General features: G+C 42.0%; 24 protein-coding genes, 1 riboswitch and 1 other annotated feature. Of the genes, 3 read left to right on the forward strand and 21 right to left on the reverse strand.

Translation table 11 applies throughout. The annotated features are described in order from the left end of the window. Positions 1-59: 59 nt before the first annotated feature. On the reverse strand, positions 60-668 hold the full coding sequence (locus AC1TO4_RS08470; RefSeq protein WP_482104973.1) for a succinate dehydrogenase cytochrome b558 subunit: 609 nt from the start codon (positions 666-668) through the stop codon (positions 60-62). Positions 669-905: 237 nt separating this feature from the next. Here AC1TO4_RS08470 and AC1TO4_RS08475 point away from each other — a divergent pair, with 237 nt between their 5' ends. Further along, the gene (locus tag AC1TO4_RS08475) at positions 906-1,316 is read left to right on the forward strand and encodes a YslB family protein (RefSeq protein WP_482099701.1); all 411 of its coding nucleotides are present in this window, start codon (positions 906-908) and stop codon (positions 1,314-1,316) included. A gap of 45 nt (positions 1,317-1,361) precedes the next feature. On the opposite strand, the gene AC1TO4_RS08480 is transcribed toward AC1TO4_RS08475, so the two are convergent. The 13 genes from AC1TO4_RS08480 to zapA form a co-directional block, all read right to left on the reverse strand. Further along, complete coding sequence (locus AC1TO4_RS08480) at positions 1,362-2,579, reverse strand: aspartate kinase (protein ID WP_482099702.1); 1,218 nt, start codon at positions 2,577-2,579, stop codon at positions 1,362-1,364. 89 nt (positions 2,580-2,668) lie between these two features. Beyond that, positions 2,669-2,848: riboswitch (Lysine riboswitch) on the reverse strand. Positions 2,849-2,896: 48 nt separating this feature from the next. After that, positions 2,897-4,690, reverse strand: coding sequence for an excinuclease ABC subunit UvrC (uvrC, locus tag AC1TO4_RS08485; RefSeq protein WP_482104974.1), 1,794 nt, complete (start codon positions 4,688-4,690; stop codon positions 2,897-2,899). A gap of 220 nt (positions 4,691-4,910) precedes the next feature. Next, entirely contained in the window at positions 4,911-5,225 is a 315-nt protein-coding gene (trxA, locus tag AC1TO4_RS08490) for a thioredoxin (RefSeq protein WP_482099704.1), read from the reverse strand. A gap of 124 nt (positions 5,226-5,349) precedes the next feature. Then, positions 5,350-6,324, reverse strand: coding sequence for an electron transfer flavoprotein subunit alpha/FixB family protein (locus AC1TO4_RS08495; RefSeq protein ID WP_482104975.1), 975 nt, complete (start codon positions 6,322-6,324; stop codon positions 5,350-5,352). 33 nt (positions 6,325-6,357) lie between these two features. Beyond that, on the reverse strand, positions 6,358-7,131 hold the full coding sequence (locus AC1TO4_RS08500) for an electron transfer flavoprotein subunit beta/FixA family protein (protein ID WP_482099706.1): 774 nt from the start codon (positions 7,129-7,131) through the stop codon (positions 6,358-6,360). 25 nt (positions 7,132-7,156) lie between these two features. Next, positions 7,157-7,930, reverse strand: a complete 774-nt coding sequence (locus tag AC1TO4_RS08505) for an enoyl-CoA hydratase (RefSeq protein ID WP_482104976.1) — start codon at positions 7,928-7,930, stop codon at positions 7,157-7,159. 15 nt (positions 7,931-7,945) lie between these two features. Then, the gene (locus tag AC1TO4_RS08510; protein WP_482104977.1) at positions 7,946-8,527 is read right to left on the reverse strand and encodes a TetR/AcrR family transcriptional regulator; all 582 of its coding nucleotides are present in this window, start codon (positions 8,525-8,527) and stop codon (positions 7,946-7,948) included. Between the two features lie 87 nt (positions 8,528-8,614). Then, complete coding sequence (locus AC1TO4_RS08515; RefSeq protein WP_482104978.1) at positions 8,615-10,312, reverse strand: long-chain-fatty-acid--CoA ligase; 1,698 nt, start codon at positions 10,310-10,312, stop codon at positions 8,615-8,617. A gap of 228 nt (positions 10,313-10,540) precedes the next feature. Next, positions 10,541-10,954, reverse strand: coding sequence for a DUF350 domain-containing protein (locus AC1TO4_RS08520; RefSeq protein ID WP_482099710.1), 414 nt, complete (start codon positions 10,952-10,954; stop codon positions 10,541-10,543). A gap of 368 nt (positions 10,955-11,322) precedes the next feature. Further along, positions 11,323-13,632 carry an endonuclease MutS2 gene (locus tag AC1TO4_RS08525; RefSeq protein ID WP_482105161.1) on the reverse strand — a complete coding sequence of 770 codons (2,310 nt, stop codon included), beginning with the start codon at positions 13,630-13,632 and terminating at the stop codon, positions 11,323-11,325. Positions 13,633-13,696: 64 nt separating this feature from the next. Next, positions 13,697-15,403: a DNA polymerase/3'-5' exonuclease PolX gene (polX, locus tag AC1TO4_RS08530; protein ID WP_482104979.1), complete on the reverse strand. Its 1,707-nt coding sequence runs from the start codon at positions 15,401-15,403 to the stop codon at positions 13,697-13,699. 52 nt (positions 15,404-15,455) lie between these two features. Next, on the reverse strand, positions 15,456-15,995 hold the full coding sequence (locus AC1TO4_RS08535) for a CvpA family protein (protein WP_482104980.1): 540 nt from the start codon (positions 15,993-15,995) through the stop codon (positions 15,456-15,458). Positions 15,996-16,004: 9 nt separating this feature from the next. After that, positions 16,005-16,265, reverse strand: a complete 261-nt coding sequence (gene zapA / locus AC1TO4_RS08540) for a cell division protein ZapA (protein ID WP_482104981.1) — start codon at positions 16,263-16,265, stop codon at positions 16,005-16,007. 90 nt (positions 16,266-16,355) lie between these two features. Here zapA and rnhC point away from each other — a divergent pair, with 90 nt between their 5' ends. Together rnhC and AC1TO4_RS08550 are read left to right on the forward strand one after the other, a co-directional pair. After that, a complete protein-coding gene (gene rnhC, locus AC1TO4_RS08545; RefSeq protein WP_482104982.1) occupies positions 16,356-17,297 on the forward strand; it encodes a ribonuclease HIII in 942 nt (313 codons plus the stop codon). A gap of 116 nt (positions 17,298-17,413) precedes the next feature. After that, entirely contained in the window at positions 17,414-17,989 is a 576-nt protein-coding gene (locus AC1TO4_RS08550) for a hypothetical protein (RefSeq protein WP_482104983.1), read from the forward strand. Positions 17,990-18,241: 252 nt separating this feature from the next. Here the strand turns inward: AC1TO4_RS08550 and AC1TO4_RS08555 are convergent, their stop codons facing one another. The 7 genes from AC1TO4_RS08555 to AC1TO4_RS08585 form a co-directional block, all read right to left on the reverse strand. Beyond that, on the reverse strand, positions 18,242-18,523 hold the full coding sequence (locus tag AC1TO4_RS08555) for a hypothetical protein (protein WP_482104984.1): 282 nt from the start codon (positions 18,521-18,523) through the stop codon (positions 18,242-18,244). A 5-nt stretch (positions 18,524-18,528) separates the two neighbouring features. Continuing rightward, positions 18,529-18,906: a hypothetical protein gene (locus AC1TO4_RS08560; RefSeq protein ID WP_482099717.1), complete on the reverse strand. Its 378-nt coding sequence runs from the start codon at positions 18,904-18,906 to the stop codon at positions 18,529-18,531. A gap of 78 nt (positions 18,907-18,984) precedes the next feature. After that, positions 18,985-19,227 (reverse strand): hypothetical protein, encoded by a 243-nt coding sequence (locus AC1TO4_RS08565; RefSeq protein WP_482104985.1) that lies wholly within the window; start codon positions 19,225-19,227, stop codon positions 18,985-18,987. Positions 19,228-19,735: 508 nt separating this feature from the next. Next, positions 19,736-20,116, reverse strand: a complete 381-nt coding sequence (locus AC1TO4_RS08570) for a hypothetical protein (protein ID WP_482104986.1) — start codon at positions 20,114-20,116, stop codon at positions 19,736-19,738. A gap of 278 nt (positions 20,117-20,394) precedes the next feature. Further along, the gene (gene pheT, locus AC1TO4_RS08575; protein ID WP_482104987.1) at positions 20,395-22,806 is read right to left on the reverse strand and encodes a phenylalanine--tRNA ligase subunit beta; all 2,412 of its coding nucleotides are present in this window, start codon (positions 22,804-22,806) and stop codon (positions 20,395-20,397) included. A gap of 12 nt (positions 22,807-22,818) precedes the next feature. Further along, complete coding sequence (pheS, locus tag AC1TO4_RS08580; RefSeq protein ID WP_482104988.1) at positions 22,819-23,856, reverse strand: phenylalanine--tRNA ligase subunit alpha; 1,038 nt, start codon at positions 23,854-23,856, stop codon at positions 22,819-22,821. 41 nt (positions 23,857-23,897) lie between these two features. Then, positions 23,898-24,129: a binding site (T-box leader), on the reverse strand. A gap of 60 nt (positions 24,130-24,189) precedes the next feature. Then, positions 24,190-24,954 (reverse strand): TrmH family RNA methyltransferase, encoded by a 765-nt coding sequence (locus AC1TO4_RS08585; RefSeq protein ID WP_482099722.1) that lies wholly within the window; start codon positions 24,952-24,954, stop codon positions 24,190-24,192. Positions 24,955-24,970: the final 16 nt, after the last annotated feature.

Consider the following 24,970-nt stretch of genomic DNA (forward strand, 5'->3'; position numbering starts at 1 on the left):
TTTATTAATCAATTATGCCAAGACTTAACTTGAATCAGCGGGATTTCTGTTGATTCAAATTAAACAAAAGCAAATAGTGCTTGTACACCAATTACCGAAAGAACTAGGAATACGACAATTGAAATATATGTAACAATTTTCTGTGAACGCGGTGATTGTGTTAATCCCCAGCTTACTAGGAATGACCAAATACCGTTTGATAAGTGGAATGTTGCCGCAATAACTCCCGCAATGTAAAATGCAAGCATGAACGGATTCGACAAAATATCTTCCATCATATTAAAGTCCACATCAGCACCTAATGCTTTTTGAACTCTAGTCTGGTAAATATGCCATGCGATGAACACAACTAGGAATACGCCAGTTATGCGTTGTAGCATAAACATCCAGTTACGGAAAGTGCCGTATCGTTGTACGTTGTTTTTTGATGTGAAAGCTATGTACACACCATAGAATCCGTGGAACATGAGTGGAATGTAGATGATAAACCATTCGAGGTATAGAACGAATGGTAAGCTCCCCATGAAATTGGAAGCGGTGTTGAATGCTTCTGGACCTCGTGTTGCAAAATGGTTAATGACCAAATGCTGGACTAGAAAAAGCCCCACCGGAATGATTCCGAGCAACGAATGAAGACGACGTAAATAGAAATCTGATTCTCTTGACAAGTCTTTTACCCTCCCTTATTAACTGAGTCCGCCAATCGTCGTCTGCCATCGTTTCGACACGAAGCAAATGTTGACGGCGTACCTCTTCATGGTACAATATTATGACATAACCATTGTACTCCTCAGTTTTGAAGAGGTCAAGACGATTCAGGCTTTTTGCCACGCCTTAATCTAGTACTCTTTTATGCCATTAGACTTACTGATTCTATCATTTAACCGAAAGGGTTGCATGTTCGATTGGAAAACATTACATACGATACGCCGACCCGATTCGGCTATGAACTTTTACGGGACCACGTGTTGCCTAGTATTCTCGGCAACCACGAAGATGACATTCTGTACTGGGCTGGAAAAGATGTGGCCAGAAAATTCCCCATTTTCAGTATTGATGAACTACCCATTTTCTTTACGGAAGCCGGTTGGGGTCCACTTCAGCTTGATAAGACTGAAAAGGATGAAGCGTTTTATTCGATGAAAAACGATTTTGGGACAAATAACCAAAATAGATCTTGTCAACTTGAAGCGGGCTTCATTGCAGAACAATATCAAAAGTTAAATGGACTTCTGACTGAATGCTACGGTGAAATGAAAGACGGTTTGGTGCACTTTCAAGTCAAATGGGATTTAAAAACCAAAATTGAAGTATGAATCGAAGATGCCCCGGAATTGGGTGCATCTTCTTTTAATTCTACTTTACTTTCTATCTAAACCGAATTGCTCATGAAGTGTTGCAACTGCTTTCTCCATATCCGATTCAGGAATGACTACGGAGACTTTGATTTCAGAAGTGCTCACCATTTTCACGGGAACGGTTGCGTTCCTCAGCGTGTCGAACATTTGCGCAGCAACTCCCGGATTCGATACCATTCCACTGCCCACGATTGAAACTTTCGCCAGTCCTACTTCAAAATCTGCCCGACTGTAACCGAGCGATTCTTTTTCGGTCTCCAAAACATTTATCGCTTCTGCGAAATCCTCTTTTTTGATGGAAAATGACACAGACGGCTGTACGCCTTCCATAATTGTCTGAACAATGATGTCGACGTTTACATGTTGTTTCGCGAGTGCAGTGAAAATATTAGCAAGTGAGCCATTATAAGGTACTTCATACATCACTGTAATCCGTACAATTTCTCTCTCAAAAGCGATGCCACGTACAATTAAATTGTTTTCCAAATCGATTTCCTCCTTGATAACTGTTCCTACTCCGTCCATATGAGCCGGTCTTACCCGAAGCGGCATTTGATGATTTTTTGCAAACTCAACTGCTCTTGGATGAAGCACACCCGCACCAAGGTTAGCGATTTCCAACATTTCATCGTAAGATATTTCCTCAAGTTTCGTCGCTTGTTCGATCAATCTTGGGTCCGTCGTAAATACCCCTTCGACGTCCGTGTAAATATCACAACTAGCTGCATCGAGTGCAATCGCAATTGCGACGGCACTCGTATCGGAACCACCGCGACCAAGTGTTGTCAACTCACCGTTATTATCAATTCCTTGGAAACCAGTGATTACTGCAACCGCGCCTGATTCTAGTGCGGTTTGAATTTTGTCAGCATTAACTTGTTCAATCCTTGCATTACCATGAACAGCCTCTGTCGTTACCCCTGCTTGCCAACCTGTGTATGACCGTGCTTCTAACCCTTGTGCAGTAATCGCCATTGCAAGTAAAGACGCTGTTACTTGTTCTCCTGTTACAAGAAGCATATCCAATTCGCGCCGTCCTGCTTTGGGATTAATCTCCATTGCCAACCTTAATAGTTCATCTGTTGTTTTACCCATCGCAGAGACAATGACAGCCACTTGGTTTCCACGATTAACCTCATTTTTAACAAGTGTTGCAGCCCGTGCAATTCTCTCTGGATTTGCAACTGATGTCCCTCCGAATTTCATTACAATACGTCCCATGATTTTTCCTCCATTTTCCCCTGAATGCAAAAACGGCCCTCAAAAGTATGAGAGCCGGTCTGATTGGAGCTATCCCCGAAGAGACGCCCCATCCAGATAGCCCTCCAGGTATTTCCATACCTGACAAATCTCCACTTATTCAATGGAAATCCAGCATGACAATCGTGACAGACGATTCATCCGCTTCGGCGAATACCCCTTTCAATCCCTTTCATTAGGCTGCCGCCTTCCGTGGATCTACTATTGGTTACCGCACCTCTATCTTCACTACATATAAATGTATTAGTGAAAAAATTCATTGGTTTCACCTTACCATATTACTTTTTTTCCCGCAATGCCATCTCGCGAAAATGCGCTTCAACTGATTTTGCTACACCTACAGGTAGTCCTGCTTCTTGCAATTGTTCAATCGTAGCTTCGCGAATCTTTTCTACGGATTCAAAATGCCTTAACAGCATCGTTTTCCGTTTTTGCCCAACTCCCGGCAATCCATCCAGTGCTGACGTCAATGAATTCGTTTCGCGGCGTTGTCTGTGGAACGTGATTGCAAATCGATGCACTTCATCCTGGATTCTTTGCAATAAGTAAAATCCTTCACTCGACCTCTTAAGTGGTATCATTTCAACCGGGTTACCATAAAGGAGTTGTGCTGTTTGGTGCTTCTCATCTTTTGCAAGTCCCGCAATGGGAATGGATAAATTCAACTCATCCTCAATGATTTCCCTAACAGACTCCATATGACCTTTACCCCCATCAACAACAATAAGGTCTGGTAATGGCAAATCATCTTTCAACACACGAATATAACGTCTCCGTACAACTTCACGCATTGCACCATAATCGTCGTGCGCTGCCGCGGTCATCGTTTTATATTTTCTGTAATCTTTTCGATTCGGTTTCCCGTCAACAAATGAAACCATTGCAGAAACTGCATCAGCGCCATACATATGTGAATTATCAAATGCTTCAATACGTAAAGGAACTGTGATGTTCATCGCTTTGCCAAGTTCCTCACATGCACCGATTGTCCGCATTTCCTGACGTTCAATGAGATGGAACTTTTCTGACAATGATATCTCTGCGTTTTTGACTGCCAATTGGACGAGATCCTTCTTTTTTCCGCGCTGTGGAATGAATACATTGACATCGAGAAGCCTACTGATGATTACATTATCGATTCCTTGTGGCAAAAGTATTTCCTGGGGAATCAAGTGTTGCGATTTTCCATAAAATTGGCCAATGAAAGTCAGCAATTCCTCTTCAGGTTCTTGATAAAGTGGAAAAAGTGACACATCCCGTTCTATCAACTTTCCTTGACGGACAAAAAAGACTTGAACACACATCCAGCCGTGATTGACTGCAAATCCGAAAATATCACGATCCGTGAAATCATTCATGGTCATCGCTTGTTTCTCCATGACCGCTTCAATATTAGCAATCTGATCACGATATTCTTTTGCGCGTTCAAATTCCAGATTTTCCGCTGCAGCAGACATTTTCTCTGTTAATTCTTTTTTTACTTTTTTATAACCACCGTTTAAAAATCGGCTGATGTCGTCCACCATTTCTTTGTACGTATCAGTACTCACTTCATTGATGCACGGTGCAAGGCATTGGCCAAGGTGGTAATATAAACAAGCTCGGTCCGGCAACGTTAAACATTTTCGATAAGGATAAAGTCGGTCAAGTAATTTTTTTGTTTCCCCAGCGGCAAATGCATTTGGGTATGGACCAAAATACTTTCCTTTGTCTTTTTTGACTTGTCTTGTAATAATTAGTTTCGGATGTCGCTCAGCAGTCAATTTTAAATACGGATACGTTTTATCATCCTTTAGCATGATATTATATTTCGGATCATACTGTTTGATCAGATTCAATTCAAGAACAAGAGCCTCCAGATTTGAAGATGTGACAATGTATTCAAAATCTGTAATTTCCCCAACCAGTCGCTGTGTTTTCCCGTCATGGCTTCCCGTAAAGTAACTGCGCACACGATTTTTCAAAACTTTTGCCTTGCCGACATAGATAATTGTCCCTTGCCTGTCTTTCATTAAATAACAACCCGGCAACTCCGGTAATATAGCCAACTTCTCTGAAATTAGTTCATTCATCTATTTCACCTACCAAAAAAACCGGGAGCCTTTGAAGGGACCCGGTTATACTTTCAAATATGCCTCAATGTATTTACGCTAAGATATTGATTGGAGTTTCCTCGATTGACTCCATTCAATACCCTCGACATCCGCCAGAGGCTTCAGCTCGAAGAGGAGGAATTATATTCCATTCCTCTCTATCGGTAACTTAGGCGTTGTTGCTGAATTATGTTAATAATTAAGCGTGCTTTGTAATCAATTCTGCAAGTGCTTCTTTCGGTTTGAAACCGACAACTTTATCGACGATTTCTCCGTCTTTGAAAAGAACCAAAGTAGGGATTGACATAATGCCATATTTACCAGCTGTTTCCTGATTGTCGTCTACGTCAACTTTAACAATACTTGCTTTCCCTGTGATTTCGCCGTCTAGTTCTTCAAGTACTGGAGCGATCATTTTACAAGGTCCACACCAAGGTGCCCAAAAGTCTACAAGGACTAATCCTTCTTTAATGTTCTCTTCAAAGTTCTGATCAGTTGCGTGAATAATAGCCATAATATATTTCCTCCTCTTATTAGATAACCTATGATCGTATTATAGCATGCTGCTATATCCCGACCTAAATATATGCTCTGCAAAAAAAGTAAGCGCCCTGCTAATGAGGGCGCTTACTTTTGAATCAGTTCGTTTTAAGCTTTTTGATTTCTTCAATCATCATTGGAATAACCTCAAATAGGTCTCCAACAATACCGTAGTCAGCTACTTTAAAAATATTCGCTTCTGAATCTTTATTGATAGCCACGATTATTTTCGAGTTGGACATGCCCGCCATATGCTGGATTGCACCCGATATTCCTGCAGCGATGTACAGATCCGGTGTAACAACTTTGCCCGTTTGTCCGATTTGTAATGAATAGTCACAGTAGTCAGCGTCACATGCCCCGCGTGAAGCACCGATTGCTCCGCCTAATAGTGATGCAAGTTCTTGCAGTGGTTCAAAGCCTTCTGCACTTTTCACGCCGCGCCCCCCTGCAACAACAACTTTCGCTTCCGAAAGGTCGACGCCATCTGTCGATTTACGGATAACTTCAGAAATGATTGTCCGTAGATTAGCAACCTCAACAGGTACCGCTGTTACTTCGCCAGAACGGTTTGCATCATGCTCTAACGGTGCAATGTTATTTGGGCGAACTGTTATAAACAATAATCCATCTTTATTTTTCACTTTTTCGAATGCTTTACCGGAGAAGATAGGACGGATAAATACTGCCGCATCGCCTTCTCCTTCAATAGCAGTTACATCAGAAATCAAACCCGATGCTAGTTTACTAGCAATTTTAGGCGAAAGATCTTTTCCAAGAGCCGTATGACCAAAAACAACAGCATCCGGTTTCTCCTGATCATAAACAGCCATGAATGCTTGGCTGAAGCCATCGGAAGTATAAAGCTTCAAATGTGGATGCTCAACAGTGATCACACGGTCCGCTCCGTAATGGATCATTTCTTCCGCTAACGATTGTACTGCATCGCCGAGCAAGAGCCCGACAACTTCTCCGCCTCCGGATACCTTTTTAGCAGCTGCAATCGCCTCAAACGAAACGTTACGCAATGCCCCTTCTCGTGCTTCCCCAAGTACTACTACTTTTTTAGACATCTATAGTCCCTCCTATTACAATTAAAAGTCAGATTAGATTACTTTAGCTTCAGTTTTAAGTAGATTAACAAGTTCTTTCACTTGATCACTCGTATCCCCTTCAAGAATACGTCCAGCAGCTTTTTGCGGTGGAAGATAGATTTCTATTGTTTGTGTTTTAGCTTCCACATCTTCTTCCTCAAGATCTAGATCATCAAGCTCTAGCTCTTCTAACGGTTTTTTCTTGGCTTTCATGATTCCTGGAAGTGAAGGATAGCGAGGTTCATTTAGACCTTGCTGTGCAGTCACTAAGAGTGGAAGTGACGTTTCAATCGTTTCAGAATCTCCCTCAACATCACGAATGATTTTGACTGAAGTTCCGCTAATTTCAAGGTTCGTGATTGTCGTTACACAGTTGATGCCCAAAAGTTCGGCAACACGCGGACCAACTTGTCCAGAACCACCATCGATTGCAACATTTCCTGCAAGAATCAAATCAGCTTCCTTATCTTTCAAGTACTCAGCGATGATTTTAGCAGATGTAAACTCGTCCATTTCATCTAGATCATCCTCAGTATTGATAAGCACTGCTTTATCAGCACCCATTGCAAGCGCTGTACGAAGTTGTTTTTCAGCGTCTTCTCCACCAATTGTTATAACAGTTACTTCACCATCATTTGCGTCCCGTACTTGGATGGCTTCTTCAATTGCGTATTCATCATAAGGGTTAATGATAAACTCCGCACCGTCTTCGGCAATTTTACCGTTTGAGATTGTAATTTTTTCCTCTGTATCAAATGTCCGTTTAACTAAAACATATATGTTCATATTGCATACCCCCTCAACTTTTTGGTTATTTTCCTTTAAATACTGGAACTCGTTTTTCTAAGAATGCTTGAATTCCTTCTTTAGCATCTTCAGAGATGAAAACGTTACCAAATGAATCAGCTTCCGCTTTCACACCTTCATAATAAGAAGCTGGTTTTGAATACTGAAGCATCTGAAGTGCAAACTTGACCGCAACAGGACTTTTCTTAGCAATTTTTTTTGCAAGCGCCATTGATTTCGGAAGTAACTCTTCGTCTGTGAAGGCTTGATTGGCAAGTCCAAGTTGTGCTGCTTCTACTCCACTGATAGGATCACTCGTTAACAACATTTCCGCGGCTTTCGGCATGCCGACGTAGCGAGGAAGACGTTGTGTTCCAGCAAACCCAGGAATTAGTCCCAGTTGCAATTCTGGCATTCCAAGTTTTGCACTTTCAGTGACGAATCGAATGTGACAAGCCATTGCCAGTTCAAGCCCACCACCTAATGCTGCCCCATGAATAGCTGCTATAACTGGTTTCGAGAATTGTTCGAGACGTTCAAAAACTTCTTGTCCGCTGGCCGCTAATTTTGAAAATTCTTCACCTGTAGTAACGGATGTAAACTCTTTGATATCCGCACCTGCAGAGAAGAATTTACCTTCCCCATGTAAGACTATGACTCTAACAGATTCGTCGTGCTCCACTTTATCGAGCAATGCATCCACTTCAAGGATAAGTGCTCGTGAAAGCGCATTCGCAGGCGGTCTGTTTATTGTCACTACCGCCACCCCATCGTCAACTAAAACGTTTAGAAACTCCATTTCATCCCATCCTTCTTAAGCTTTCATTCCATTCATAATCAGCCTATGTACTTCGGGTGATAGTTTCATTAAATCATATTTTTGATCATTCATCACCCATGAAGTGATAGTTTCATCAATTGTTCCGAATACCATCTGTCTTGCAAGCCGGACATCAAGACCGGTATTTAGTGCTCCGTTTTCGATTCCCTCTTTCAAAATGGCATCAAGAAGCATTAGATATTCCTTTAAGACTTCATTAATACGGACCCTTAACTCCTTATTAGATTGTCGGAGTTCAAGCTGAGTTACAATTGCAAGGTGACGGTCTTTATGAAGTACACGGAAATGATTATCAATCATCCTGAATAATTTTTCGGATGTGTCGATATCTTGTTTCAAAATAATTTCAACGTAGTTTACGAAAATCGCCATTTTCTCTTTAAAGACGGATATTAGAATATCTTCTTTATTTTTAAAATAGAGATAGATTGTTCCGTCCGCAACGCCAGCTTCTTTCGCAATCTTAGACACTTGCGCTTGGTGATAACCATTTTCAGCGATTACAATAACCGCCGCGTTCACTATTTGTTTATATTTCGGTTTATCTCGTTTCATACTTAATCACCACCAATAGAAAATATGAATGATGATTCATTCATATTTTCATATTAGTCGCTATTTACCTTCGTGTCAAGTATTCCCTTACAGTGGAAGCAATTCCTTCTCAGCCCTCTTTTTCTCTTCATCGACAAGAGCACGGCGTAGTATCTTCCCAACAGCAGTTTTAGGCAGCTCGTTTCGGAATTCATATAGTCGTGGTATTTTAAATGACGCCAAATTTTCCCTACAATACTTATCAAGCTCTTCTTCAGTTACAGTAGCACCTTGTTTTAAAACAATATATGCCTTGACTGTTTCGCCTCTGTATGGATCAGGAATACCAGCAACGACACATTCCTGTACTGCCTCATGTTCATAAAGAATCTCTTCAATTTCTCGTGGGTATATATTAAATCCACTCGCTATGATTATATCTTTTTTTCGATCAACAACATAGAAATAACCTTGGTCATCCATATATCCAAGATCTCCTGTCATGAACCAGCCGTCGCGAAAAGTCTGCTCCGTATCTTCCGGTCTGTTCCAGTATCCCCTCATCACTTGTGGACCTTTAATTGCAATTTCACCAATTTCTCCATTCTTCAAAGGTTCTATTGAATCTGGGCCGAGTATGCAGGAATCCGTGTCCGGCCAAGGAACACCGACTGATCCTTTCATTCGTTCTTCCGACCATACAAAGTTCGCATGTGATACTGGTGAGGTTTCTGTCAGACCATATCCTTCAACAAGCCTTCCACCGGTTATTTTTTCGAATTTTTCTTGAACTTCGATCGGCAAGGCGGCGGAACCGCTTATACAAGCCTTTATGGAAGATAGGTCGTATTTTTCTAAATCAGGATGGTTCAATAATCCGATGTATATAGTAGGTGCGCCTGGAAAAAGAGTCGGCTTCTGTTTATCAATTGTTTTCAGTGCCGTTTCGAAATCGAATTTAGGTACGAGGACCATTTTATTACCTTGCATCACGGAAAGAATCAGTACAGTTGTCATTCCGTAAACATGGAAGAAAGGCAGGATGCCCATTACTACTTCTTCGCCCTCTTTACATTTATACAACCATGCATCACACATCTTCACATTGGCAATAAGGTTAGCATGTGTTAACATGACACCTTTTGGCGGTCCCGTCGTTCCGCCCGTATATTGTAGCAACGCGATATCCTCATCAGAATCAAATGTATAACTGACTGGATCCGGTTTTGCAGATTTCATTATTTCTGTGAATAGATGATTCATGCCACGGTGTTCAACTTTCACTTTGACCCCATGCTCCTTCTTCTGAATAAAAGGATAAATTAAGTTTTTAGGGAACGGTAAGTAATCTTTTATTCCTGTGATGATGACATGCTCAAGTTCTGTTTCCTTAACAATTTTTGAAATTCTCGGGTATAGAATATCGAGTGAAATGATGGCTTTTGCTCCGGAATCCGTCATCTGATAAGCCACTTCACGTTCTGTGTAAAGAGGGTTCGTTTGAACAACAACTGCGCCGATATACAAAATACCATAGTAGGCAATTGCACTTTGCGGGCAGTTTGGTAACATAATTGCCACCCGGTCCCCTTTACTAATTCCAATTGTCGTCAAATAGTTTGCAAACTTCAAAGCCGATTGATGAAACTCTTTAAATGAAATATCTTTTCCTAGAAAATGCATAGCGGTTTTATCAGGATACTTGTTACTGGACCTCGTTAGATATTCCTGTAGAGGAATTCGCTCATAATCGAGTGTCTTTGAAATTTCGGCAGGATATAAATCTAGCCAAGGTTTCGTTGTCATTTTTTAGCCCCCTCTTCTCTTATCTACAGTTCTTTGAATATTCCTAATTTAATTATAGTTGTTAATGTTTCAGGTTACAATTGAAAAATTACATTTACATTAAAAAAGCCTTGACCAGTATAAACTGGTCAAGGTGTATTAGATGTCATCCAGTATATGCCTACTAAAATAAATAAGACACAGACAACAATTAGTATTTTCGATAATCTCTCCATGAATTCACGACTCCTATGAAATACTTGCTCCAATTACGAATGATAACCCTACGGAAATCGTCAAAGATATGAAGCCAACAGAACGATTATCTGCTTCGATTTCCTTATCTATGTTGAATTTGGGTGTTAAGAATTCAAATAATAAATATGCGAATACGAGTAAAATAAAACCGTACAATCCCCATCCAATCATTTGGGGCAATGAATTATGCTGTTCAATCGAATAGCGGAAAATATTTGCAACCCCGAAAATCTTTCCGCCAGTAGCAAGGGCAACAGCAACATTTCCTTTGCGAATTTCTTCCCAGTTGTTATATTTCGTAACGAGCTCAAAAAGAACCATCGAAACGACAAGACAAAGGACAACTACACTGAAGTAGCCTGCTGTTTCTACTAAAGGATGACTCCAAAATCCAGTATTCGTCATAATTTTCGACTCCTTTTAAGTTCGTTCGTTCGTTCCTTTACGGATTGGAACGTAAAAGGTTTCAACTATTTCATTTATCCTATAACTTTATCTTCATTCAGCAGAAGACTCTCACCTCCATAGGTGGGAGATGAATGCGGTTTTGTATTCCTGTTCAGCGGGTGTCCAAACGCCCGCTGAACGAGGAGGAATAAAGTTCAATTCCTCCCTGATAAAGCCTTCGGCGGATGTCACAGATTTTGAAAGGAGTCAATGAAGGCAACCTAAGATCGCCGCGTCCTGCGGCAACGGTTGCATGACCTACATCCTGTAGGCCTCAAGCTCGATTCAAAATCTGGACGCAATTACGCCGAGGCGTAATTGTTTTTTCATTTCAACTCTACGACAGTAACGCCATGTCCACCCTCGCCTGATTCGCCGAACCGATACGTTTTGACACGCCTGTGGGTTTTCAAATATTGCTGAATGCCTTGCCTTAATGCACCTGTTCCTTTTCCGTGGATAATAGAAACTTGGTGATAATTAGATAGGATTGCATCATCTAAATACTTTTCCGTGCGAATGATTGCATCTTCATAACGCTCGCCGCGAAGATCGAGTTCAAGTTTAACGTTTGAATCTCTTCCCTTTACAGAGGTCGATATATAAGATATTTTCTCTTTTTCAGGTTTAACGTACTCGAGACCTGATTGATCAAGCTTCATTTTTAAGATGCCGATTTGGACAATCCATTCATTATCTGAAACCTTATCGATTAGTGTTCCTTTTTGGCCATAGCTCAGCACTTTCACTTCGTCACCTATTTGCAAGGCCCTCGGTGCTGCCTTCGCTTTGATCACTTTCTTGCTTGCTTCCACTGGTGCGGCACCTTCTAAACGTTTCCGAGCTTCAATTAGTTCGTGGTCTTTTATATTGGCACCGACATTTAGACGCATTGCACGTAAATCTGATATAACCGCTTCGCTTTCCCTTTTTGCGTCTTGAACAATTTTTCTCGCTTTGTCTTTAGCCTTTTCTTCCATCCGTTCTTTCATGCTGTCGAATGTTGCAAGTTTTTCTTCCAGTTCACGTTTCAGTCGATCCGTTTCCAAAAGAATTTCATGCGTTTCTTCGGCATCTTTTTCGGATTGGACACGGCTTGTCTCAAGCGACAATATCATTGAATCCACTTCCCCGCGATCTGTACCCGTGAACTTTTTAGCACGTTCTATGACACGGTCTTGCAATCCTAGACGCTTCGAAATCTCGAACGCATTACTGCGGCCTGGTACCCCTATTAGCAATCGATATGTTGGACTAAGGGTGTCAACGTCAAATTCAACGCTAGCATTGGCGACGCCCGGCCGATTATATCCATAAGCCTTCAATTCAGGATAATGGGTTGTAGCCATCACTCTCGCGCCGTGCCCGTGCACTTCATCCAAAATCGAGATGGCAAGTGCCGCCCCTTCCTGTGGATCTGTACCTGAACCGAGCTCGTCAAAAATAATTAGGGAACGCTCATCATATTTTTTTAATATGTCAACAATATTCACCATATGCGATGAGAATGTACTGAGACTTTGCTCAATTGACTGCTCGTCCCCAATATCTGCATAGACCGAATCGAACACAGCCACCTCAGAGCCATCGAGCGCGGGGATTGGCAAGCCAGCCTGTGCCATGAGCGTACAGAGTCCTACCGTTTTCAACGTGACTGTTTTACCGCCTGTATTCGGTCCGGTAATGACAATAGTGGTTATGTCTTTACCGAATTCGATTGTATTCGCTACCGCCTCTTCAATCGACAATAGAGGATGCCTTGCTTTTGTTAAGCGTATATAACCTTTGTTGTTCACTTCAGGTTTCGTACATTTATGAGCAATCCCAAATTTTGCTTTTGCAAGAATGACGTCAATTTCTGACAATATGGCTACTAACGTGAATAAATCATGAGCGACTTCTTGCACTTTAGCAGACAACTCTATTAAAATCTTCTCTATTTCTTCCTGTTCTTGAAGTTTCAGTCTTCTAATTTCGTTATTTGCCTGCACCACCGCATCCGGCTCGATGAATAATGTTTGGCCAGAAGAAGACATATCATGGATGACGCCACGGTAATGCGAACGGTACTCCGACTTTACAGGAATGACATAACGGTCGTTGCGGATTGTGACGATTGCGTCCGATAACATTTTTGCTGCATTTTTGCCCCGCGTATAACTCTCTAGTTTCTCGCGCACGCGACCTTCCTGGATTCGCAAGCCTTGCCGAATGGTACGAAGCGACCCCGATGCACTGTCTACTACATGCGCATTGTCATCGATGCATGCATTGATTTCATGTTCCAATCCTGTCAATACAGGAATGGCTTCTTTTTTCGCAATAAAATGCGGGATTTCAATATCTTCGTCCGCCACAATCGCTTCGATGAATTGCCGTAGATTCCGGCTTGCACGAATTGTGTTAGCCGTTTCCATTAGTTCAAATGCACTCAGCATGCCGCCCATTTGCGCACGTTTGGCATGGGGTCTAATATCACTAATTCCCCCCATCGGCACATTGCCACGAACTCGAAGTATCGATAACCCTTCGTCCGTTTCCTCAAGTAACTTTACAACTTCGTCAAAATCGCTTACGGGTACTAATTTTTCCATATAAGAACGACCGGCAAATGACGTGCAATGGGTTGCTGCCATATCTCGGATTTTATCGAACTCAAGTGTTTTTAAGACACGGTTTTCCAATGTCTTACACTTCCTTTCACTTCCGCACTATCTCACGGATAAATTTATCAAGTGGCCAAGTATTAACGACCGTTTCTTTTTTCAGCCAGGCTTTCTTAGCATAATTCACGCCAGTATTCATATGACTCAGTTGGTCAATTGCATGTGCGTCCGTATTAATAGCGATATTTACACCCTGTTCCTGCGCCATAATAAGGTGGTCTTTCGCAAGATCAAGACGGTACGGACTTGCGTTTAACTCAAGTATTTTACCATATTCTTTCGCCCAACGAATGAGTTGCGGCACATCAGGATTATACCCTTCTCGTTGTCCAATAATTCGACCCGTCGGATGTGCAATCATATCGACATGCGGATTTTTAATCGCCGCGTGAAGCCGTTCCATTATCACATCCTGCGATTGACTGAAGTTGGAATGAATGGACGCGATAACAAAATCAAGTTCACTGAGGAGATCATCATCAAAATCGAGCGTTGCGTCAGGAAGAATGTCCATTTCCGTTCCACAAAATATTTCGATGTCATCGTATTCTTTATTTAACGTACGAATTTCTGCGATTTGCTCACGCAGTCGTTCTGGTGTGAGACCGTTCGCAACTTTCAAGTACTGAGTATGATCTGTGATGACCATATAGGCATAGCCTTTAGTCCGGCATGCCTCAACCATTTCACGAATCGAGTATGCGCCATCTGACCAAGTCGTATGCATATGAAGGTCTGAACGGATATCCTCTAGTGCCACTAGCCCTGCAAGTTCATCGACACGATCGATTTCGCTGCCATTTCTGCGGACCGCAGGTGGAATGAATGGCAATCCGAAGTGGGCGAAAAACTGTTCCTCTGAATTGAACGTCTCAACGGAACCGTCCTCATTCTCCACTCCGTATTCACTTATTTTCATGCCCTTGGATTTTGCAAGTTGTCGCATCCGGACATTATGATCTTTCGAGCCTGTGAAGTGATGGATAGCGCTTGCGAACTGTTCCGCCTTTACGAAGCGGAAATCGGCGTCAATCGCTTCTTCCAAGTCGAGTGTCACAGACAGTTTTGCATCACCTGCAGCAATCGTCGACAGAAGCGGCAAAGTTGCAAGTAGTTTTTCCCGAACAATTGCTGGTTCATCCGTCACGAGGATGAAGTCCACATCACTGCTTTCTTCTTCCGTTCGGCGGTAACTCCCAGCGACAGAAAAGTGGCTGATTTCCGGAATCAGATGCAGTTCTGATTCAACGAACGTAACGATTTTTTCCATCTGCCAAATTGGGAATTTCCCTTGCCTAGTCCCTAGAATTTCAATTTCATTCAAAAAATTCTCTTCGGTCTTTTTACCGAAACCAGGAACTTTGCTGACTTCTCCCGCAACGCATGCCGCACGTAGCGATTCAATTGAATCGATGCCGATTGCCTCACGCAGTTTGGAGATTTTTTTTCCGCCGAGTCCCGGAATTTTCAACATTGGGATGAGCCCTTTTGGCACCGCTTCTTCCATTTCCTTTAGAAGGTCGGATTCCCCTTTTTCCAACAAATCGGTAATGACAGCACCTGTCCCTTTTCCGATTCCTTTCAGCTTTAAAATATCATCCATATCGGTTAAGCTGCGTGGATCCAGTTCAAGTACGTTGGCCGCTTTTCTGAATGCAGATACTTTGAAATGGTTTTCCCCCAGCAATTCCATATATAATGCAATTTTTTCTAATGTACGGATAATCGTTTTCTTATTCAATAACAACACTTCCTTTCTAGAAAAAAGCTCCCCTCCAAAAAGGGGGAAGCCGTTAATTTGTATAGATATACCACCATTTTTTCACAGTCTCTGATAATAGCGGCGTGTGTTCAAACATTGTTTTTGCAAGCAATGAATTACTCAACATGTCTTGGATAAAATCTATCGGTAACATGGCCAGCAAATAGAGAACTAGGAATATTAGTATATAAAACTCGATGAATCCAAATAATGCCCCAGTGATACGCGCTAAAAAACCAAGGACAGGTAAATACGTCAGGAAATCAAACATGGACGCAATGAGCTGAAAAACGAATTTGACGACAAAAAATATCAAAACGAATGCCAGTAAGCGATAAAATGTCCCATCAAGATCAAGCTTGTCGACTGTCATGGACAATTTCGAACCAGCTGTAACACCTGGATATGGAATCCAGAGAACAAATTTTTCCGCGAGTTGCTTATAATACGTATAAGCGACAACGAGTGCGATTATGAATCCTGTCATATGTATGATTTGTACGATAAGTCCTCGTCTGAATCCAGTGACAAGCCCCCCGAACAGGAGGATAATAATTAGTAAATCTAACATGTAATACCGTCAACCCTTCAACTTTTTCAATTCTTCTTCTAATTGTTCAATTTGTATTTTTAATTTAAGATTATCATGTACACTATTAACGGCGGTTAACACAGCGATTTTCGTACTGTCGAGGTAGGGATTATGGGCACTGATTTCCCTCATCCGTTCATCGACCAGCGAAGCGACCAGCCGCATATGAGTACTTGTCTCGGTACCGACCATTTTATAGGTCTGTCCGTATATATCTACTGCTATACGCGTCTTCTGTTCGTCTGCCAATGATACCACCTCCTACGTAAAAACCCTGTTATCAATCATACCACGAAATTGTTTTGGTTGTGAAATAAGTCGACGAAAGGATGTAATAAATTGAGTAATCAAGTCATTATTGTAAATGATCAAGTAATGAAGAAAGTAATAAGTCATTATACCGCGTCCAAAATCATTCGCAATGCCCCAGGCGTCGTTTTTGCCGCAAAGCTGCCGGATACTTCAATAACTGCCTATAAATCTGGTAAAGTGCTGTTCCAAGGTGCAGGGTCTGAACGGGAGGCGGCGCGCTGGGGTAAAGCTGAAGGTAAAGCGGGCTCAGTGGCGGTGAAAACAAAAGGAGATTCGCTGCCCGATCGCTTAGCCGAACTATCAGTACTGGGGTCGGATGAAACCGGAACGGGCGATTTCTTCGGACCCGTCACGGTAGCGGCTTGTTTCGTCCGTGCCGATCAAGTCGAATTGGTACGCGAACTCGGAGTGAAAGATTCAAAAATGCTGACGGATGACCTTATGCGGAAAATCGCCCCTGATTTGCAGGTAGCGCTTCTCCATAGTGTATTGACACTTGATAACGCGAAATACAATGAAGTGCAAGCAAGTGGCTGGTCCCAAGGGAAGATTAAAGCCCTCCTCCATAATCAAGCGCTTAAGCATGTCCTTCGAAAAATGGATGGCGAGAAACCCGATTATATTTTGATTGACCAATTTGCGGAACGCGGCATTTATTATAATCATATTAAAGCGGAGTCTGAAATTGTGAGAGAGAATGTGCTGTTTTCTACGAAAGCGGAAGGTCTTCATATGTCAGTAGCAGCCGCGTCTATTATTGCGCGTGTTGCTTTTTTAGAAGAGATGGATCGGCTGAGTGGTATTGCGGGTATGACAATTCCAAAAGGCGCAGGACCAAAAGTGGACGAAGTGGCCGCCAAGATTTTATTGAACAGCGGTGAAGATACATTGAAATCGTTGACAAAGTGGCATTTTGCGAATGCGGGGAAAGCAAAGGCTCTGGCGGCTAGGAAAAATCGTAAAAAATAACAACTAAATCCGGTGCCTCATATTGCCATTTAACCGTCTCTAATCTTAATAGAGGTAAACACAAAAAATGTAACTTTATCGCTCTTCTTCCGTTCTAATTGATAGAGGTGATTGTTGTGAGAAGATTCGTTTTTTTATTCGTTTTTATTTCTATCCTTACTGCATGTGGTACTGCTGAAAAAAATGATGCTAACCATCAACCCCGTCCAACGGAACCGCTGCCACCAGCGGAAACCCAAGTGGTAAAAGGTGATTTCATTTATCGCTTGTTCACAGAAAAAGACGTGTATGACATTTTTGGCGATACTGCAATATTTGCCGAATTAACATATATCGGCGATCAAGCCTCCATCGACATTTCCCATGCCGCTTCTCCCTTCTATTTCCCATTGGAAGAAAGGACACGGGGAATCAGTATCGATTACCCGATGAATGGACCGCTAATTGTGACGACATTAAAAAAAGACGAACCATTGCGCGCGAGATACTCATTTGCCGGAGGGTATAGTGAAAATGATGATGAAAAGATTATAGAATTCATACAGACACTTATTAATGAGGGATTTCCTAAAGGTGAGTATATCATCCATGGTTCCGCCGAATTCAACATTGAGCTTGGCACGATTGATGTGGAACCATTTAAGTTAGAAGCCGAAATCGGATTTATAGTCACGAAAGGTGTCAATGAATGAACATAAACCGCATATTCTGAGCTCCCCCCGAAAAGCAGACACTTTTTGAAAAGTCTTGTATTCGGGGTTTTTCTATGTAATTATCTAGGTCCTGTTTAAATTCAAGATATAGTAATGATCGATAAACTAATATAAAAACAAGCCTTTCACTTCATCCACTTGTTAATCACTCAATTTATGCCCTTCCAGTGCGCAAACATAAACAGTGTAATTGACAAGCACCATCCATAATCAAAGCTTTATATTTTTAAATCATCTCCATCTCCAGTTAAAATCCCCATCAGGATAAACTGCAGGTATGTATATATTCTTTTTTCTATTTTCATTATCAATAATAAACCAATTGCTATCATCTAACCATTCTTCACTAAAATCCTCTTCTGCGAACTCGTTTTCTTCGTCAACAATCTCCTCGAAAAAAGCCTTGAATTTCTCCATGTTCTTATTAGGTATGATCTTTCCATTTACCCACATACCTTCAACAATAATATTTTCTAGTTCCCCTAAACATTCGTTTAAAAAGAAAAGCTTCAAAATTCTCACTCCTTAGACGAAATCTTAATGTATTGGCTAGGAACTTCCGCTTTAATCAAATACTCATTATCCCTTTTAGTCCAGTCAATAGCTCTTTTCTTCAAAAAATCAGAGGAAATAACATCTCTTTCTATTATTTTCAGAATTTGCTTTGGAGAAAGTATAACAACATCCTTTACTTTTCTAGACTGTATATCTTTCCTTACAGCAGAAATATCCAATTCAATTGCATTTTCTCCATAATTCCCAATCACATTTTTGTTATTAGTAATACTAGTATAAGGACTATTAGACTTAGCTCTTTTTCTATAACCTCCAAGTATATGTACTGTAACAGTCACTTGGCGACCTTTATATAAACCATCCTTACTAGCTGGAACCAAATCACCTAAACTTGATACATGAGGCTTACCAATTCCATTTGGTCTTGTTGGAGAATGAAGTAAGCTCTCACCTCTGAATTAATTATTGTTTTTGTTATCAGAAGCATTATCTATACCCTTTGCCTTCGAAATATCATGTACCATACCTAGTCCTTTGGCAGGTTTAATGAAAGTGAAAGCTGCAGCTTCCATTCTCTGGTTTACTGTCGCATCTGCACTTAGCATAGCTCCAATATCTTCCGTGTAGAAATCAAACGCTGCCACTGCGTACGAAGTGCCAATTCCGTCTACAGCGTATTTTTTGAAGACAAGGCCGCCCAATGACCCGCTAGGAAATGGATGTCAGTGAGTCCATTCATGAATAACCCTTCGATAATAAAAATCAGGCTACCTGACCCAAAAAAACTTGAGGTCAGGTAGCCTAAAGATGGTGTTTCTTACGTTTAGTCAAGTGTTTTATTTCTGCTTCAAATCGCTTTGTCAGTCTACAGTGCTGTTTTATTATTATCTCTCAGTTTCCCCGAACGAGCATTCCATTGTAGATATACTTCTTTTAATTGAGATTTTTTCTGCTTCACAAGTCTTTGATCGATTTGAGATTTTATTTGTTGCTGCTCATGATCTGCCATTTGCTGTTTCATGATATGACTGTCAGTCAGCATCTAATAGTGTTGTAAATGATGTAAAAAAGTATTCGTAGTCCGAGAAACTACTTGTACCAATTAGTACGTTAATAATAATTAACCTGACTACTATCGCACGTACAGGTTCACAAAGTATAACCTCATGGTTTGCGTTTTTGTTTTGTGAATCAACCTATTATTTCATACTATTTTTGTAAAAATTCAATACTAATTCTATCAACTTTCATTTCAACAAATTTACCAAATAAATTAGAATAATTCATGAAATACTCATCTTCATCTGAAATAATTATTCCAACATCTATTGAGGTCTCATGTAAAAGTCCTCGGATGTAGTATTGATAACCCTTACAAATTTGCTCCAACTCTTTCTTATCTCCATTTATTTCCTCAATAATTAATTCATCTAAAATCGTAAACCCTAGTGAAACGGGATAAATTTGCCCAACCTCAATATTATAAGGACATACAAATGAAAAACCTGTAAATTGAACCCCTCCAATTTCAAGGCATACTTCCTCTTCAATAAGTGGATTTAATCTTTTAACCATTGCTAAATACTTCATTCCTAGCCCCTCACTTTTCACTCTACTGGAGTAATTACTGGGATATTATCACCATTTATTGTTTTCCGGAATTTTTTACCACTTTGTGTATGGTACGTAGTTATTTCACCATTTCTATTTGGCACAGAAGGGATATAGTTCAATCCCTTCTCAAACGACTAATAACCCCAGGGGCTGGCGCCTGAAGTCTAGACACCGCTACAGGTTGAAAAACTTATACTTACCTTTAAAAAATAGCGGTACACAGAATCGAAATTCTGTGTACCGCTTTTGTTTATTTATCCGCGAAGCAAAGCTCCTGCTTCTGTTGTTAATGCGTTCAATACTTTGTCGTGCGCTTTGACGACTTCTTCGTCCGTCAATGTGCGCTCGGAATCTGAATATGTCAGTGAAAATGCAAGTGACTTCTTGCCATCTTCAACATTACCCCCTTCATACAAGTCGAACAATCTGATGTCTTTCAACAATTTACCGCCAGCACTTTGAATAACGTTTTCAAGCGTACCTGCTGATGTATCGCTCGAAACGACTAGCGCGATGTCCCTTGAACTCGATGGGAAACGTGGAACCGGAACATATAGCAATTCATCCGTTTCGATAGAAAGGATTTTAGCAAGGTTCATTTCCATGACATATGTGTTTTTCAAATCGCGTTTTTTCTGTTCCGTTGGATGGATTTGACCGATTAAACCAATCCGTTCACCGTTATAGAAAATGTTTGCTGTCCGCCCAGGATGCATCCCGTCAAGAACAGTTTGTTTGAATGACAGACCTTCAGATAGACCTAGACTGTCCATCATGCCTTCGACAATCCCTTTCAGGACGAAGAAGTCTACCGATTTTGTTTCAGCTTGCCATGCATGGTCGACCCACTTGCCAGTTATAACAGCTGCAACATGTTCCACTTCCTGTGGAAGGCCATCTTCTTCTTCTCCAAGGAAAACCGATCCCGTTTCATATAGTGCCACCGAATCCATACGGCGTGCAACGTTATAAGTCGCTGCCTCTAGAAGATGAGGAATGAGACTTTGACGAAGTATACTGCGATCTTCACTCATCGGCATCAGAAGCTCTGTAACAGGTGCTGTTTCAAGCGCGTAGCTTTGTGCCTGTTCCTTAGATGTCAATGAATACGTCAGCGCCTGGTAGAGTCCTGCGCCTTCAAGGAACGCTCTAACTGTACGACGTTTCGCCTGATATGGTGTCAAGCCACCCGGCGTCGATTCCGTCACAGGAAGCGTCATCGGAATCAAGTCATAGCCGTACATCCGAGCAATTTCTTCGATAATATCTTCTTCAATACGCAGATCCTGCCTGCGAGTCGGCGCGTCGATTAGTAGTTTGCCGTTCACCGCTTCTGTCGGGATTTGCAGTCTTTCCAAAATCGCCAACATTTCTTCCAGAGGTATTTTCATACCTAGACGGTTGTTAATATAATCCGGAGAAACAACAATTCGTACAGGCGTTTTTTCGAGTTCATCGATAATAACGGACCCTTCTAGCACTTCGCCGCCCGCAATTTCAGACATTAATTGCGCGGCGCGTTCTGCTGCGGCTGTAACTCGATTCGGATCGACTCCTTTTTCAAAGCGCGTACTTGCGTCACTGCGAAGCCCAAGCTCTCTCGACGTACGGCGGACAGATCCCGGTGCGAAGTAAGCCGACTCGATGACAACAGTTGTCGTTCCGTCATGCACTTCAGTATTTAGCCCGCCCATTACGCCGGCAAGCGCCACTGGTTCTTTACCATTTGTAATGACAAGTTGGTGCGCTTCAAGCGTCCGTTCAGTATTATCCAATGTCGTGAATTTCTCGCCTTGCTCTGCAAGTCGGACAGCGATTTCTCCTGTTCCAAGACGATCGTAATCAAAAGCATGAAGCGGCTGGCCGTATTCCATTAGGACAAAGTTCGTAATGTCGACAACGTTATTATGTGGACGTACGCCTGCAGCCATCAAGCGATTTTGTAGCCATAACGGTGATTCTGCAACCTTGACGTTTTTTACAACTTTCGCGACGTACATCGGATTGTCTTCTTTTGCATCAATGCGCAATTTCAGCACATCTTCCGCTTTTTCATTTGAAGCCGTGTAGTTAATTTCAGGAAGCTGAATTCCTTGTGATAAAATCGCGCCAACTTCATAGGCAACACCAATCATGCTAAGTGCGTCCGAGCGATTTGGCGTCAAATCGAATTCAAGTACTTGATCATCAAGACCAAGTAGTGACAGTGCTGATTCTCCAGGTACTGCCGATTCAGGGAGTACGTAAATGCCTTCTGCATAGGCTTTCGGTACAAGCTTCCCTTCAATTGCAAGTTCTTGAAGCGAACAGATCATACCGTTCGATTCTTCACCGCGTAGTTTCGCTTTTTTAATTTTCATGCCGCCTGGCAGTACAGCGCCCGGGCGTGCAACAATTACTTTTTGTCCTTCTGCAACGTTCGGTGCGCCACAAATGATTTGTGTTGTTTCTTCTCCAACGTCCACTTGGCAGATGCGCAATTTGTCCGCTTCCGGATGCTTCACACATTCTTTAACATATCCAACGACAACGTTCGTCATTCCGTGAGAACGATCGATGATTGAATCGACTTCAATGCCGGAGCGTGTAATTTTCTCCGCAAGATCCGCAACAGCAATACCCTCTATATTTACATACTCACTCAACCATTTTGTAGATACTAACATATCAATTCCTCCTTAAGCTTCCGTCCGGTGGAATTGCGATACAAACCGCACGTCATTCGTATAGAAATGACGGATATCTTCCACACCATATTTCAACATTGCAATTCGTTCAGGTCCCATACCGAAAGCGAAACCTGAAACGACAGCCGGATCATAACCAGCCATTTTCAGCACGTTCGGGTGTACCATTCCGGCACCCAAAATTTCGATCCAGCCCGTTTTTTTACAAACGTTACAGCCATCTCCGCCGCATTTGAAACAAGAAATGTCCATTTCAACAGATGGTTCCGTGAATGGGAAGAAGCTTGGACGGAGACGAATTTCACGCTCATCGCCAAACATTTTCTTCGCAAATAAAGAAAGGGTTCCTTTCAAGTCGCTCATCCGGATATCTTCTCCGATGACAAGCCCTTCGATTTGTGTGAACTGATGTGAATGCGTCGCGTCATCACTGTCACGTCGGTACACTTTACCCGGGCAAATGATTTTAATCGGTGCGCCGCCTTTTGCTTCCATCGTGCGAGCCTGTACAGGTGACGTATGTGTACGAAGAAGTATATCTTCGGATATGTAGAACGAGTCTTGCATATCGCGTGCAGGGTGGCCTTTTGGCAAGTTCAGTGCCTCAAAGTTGTAATAATCTTTCTCAACTTCGGGACCTTCGGCGATTTCATAGCCCATGCTAATGAAGAAGTCTTCGATTTCTTCAACTACACGTGTTAGCGGATGGTGATTCCCAGTTCTTGCTGGACGTCCAGGCAATGTGACATCAATTGATTCTTTTTCAAGCTGTTCATTGATTGCCAATTCCTCAAGTTTCACCATACGGTCTTCCAGAACTTCAGTTACCTTTTCGCGGATGACATTGACGAGTGCCCCCATCTTAGGTCGTTCCTCGGCAGGGAGTTTTCCCATCCCTTTCAGTAAATCAGTAATTGGCCCCTTTTTCCCTAAATAGGCAACACGGACTTCGATTAACGCTTTAACATCTGATGCAGCTTCAATTTTTGCAAGCGCCTCATCTTTCAACAGTTCTAATTGTGCTTCCATTGCGATTCTCCTCTCGAAAATAAAAAAAACCCGCCCCTTATAAAAGGGACGAGGACGATTTCGCGGTACCACCCTGATTATCATACCAAAAAGATATGATCACTCAAATCGGAATAACGGTCCGGCACCGGCTCACCTTTACAGCTTTCGCTGGTCCCGGCGGCAGCTCACGGGGTGAACTTCGACACTCATTTACCCATCTGCGCTTTCAGTCAAGGCGCAGACTCCCTTTCGGCTCATGTGTTGTTTACTTTTCCCGATCATCGCTTTTCATTTCTGTTCATAACCAATAGTATACCCGATTATGATTTGTACAGCAACAACCTGCAATTTTTACAGTTTGGAGTACGTATAGAGTAAGATTCCAGTCGCAACCGCAACATTTAACGATTCCGCTTTGCCGTACATTGGAATTTTGACTGTGTTGTCCGCCATTGCAAGCAATTCAGGATTGACACCGCTGCCTTCATTTCCAACGATCAATGCAAATTCAGCTTGCGGCCAAATATCGGAGTGATTCACAGCATTTTTTAATCCTGTCCCCAAAACTTGAATGCCCGCTTCTTTCGACTTAGCCGTCCATTCAATAAGATCACCTTTGACGATCGGGATATTGAAATGGGAGCCTTGCGCAGACCGTACTGTTTTCGGATTATATGAATCAGCAGTCCCTACCCCAAGAATAACTGCATCCATTCCAGCAGCGTCTGCCGTTCGTATCATCGTACCGACATTACCTGGATCTTGGACAGCGTCAATTAATAAAAGTTTTTTCCATGCTGTATAGTCCTCTTCAGCGTGCACCGGCTGACGGCAATGTGCATAAATGCCCTGCGACTGTTCCGTCTCAGATATTTCTTTCGCAATCGCTTCTGTTATTTCAACAAGCTTCACATCTTCAATAGACCATCCTTCAGGAATTTCAACACCGTCACGGGTGATTAACGCGAGAATTGTCCCATCACTTTTCAATGCTTCTTCAACGAGATGAAAACCCTCGACAAGGAATTCTTTCGACTGATCGCGTTCTTTTCGTGTTGTAACAAGCTTTTTCCAATGTTTCACAAGTGCGTTTTGTGAGGATTCAATGCGTTTCATATATTCTTTACCGCCT

This window comes from Sporosarcina sp. Y838, assembly GCF_056786515.1.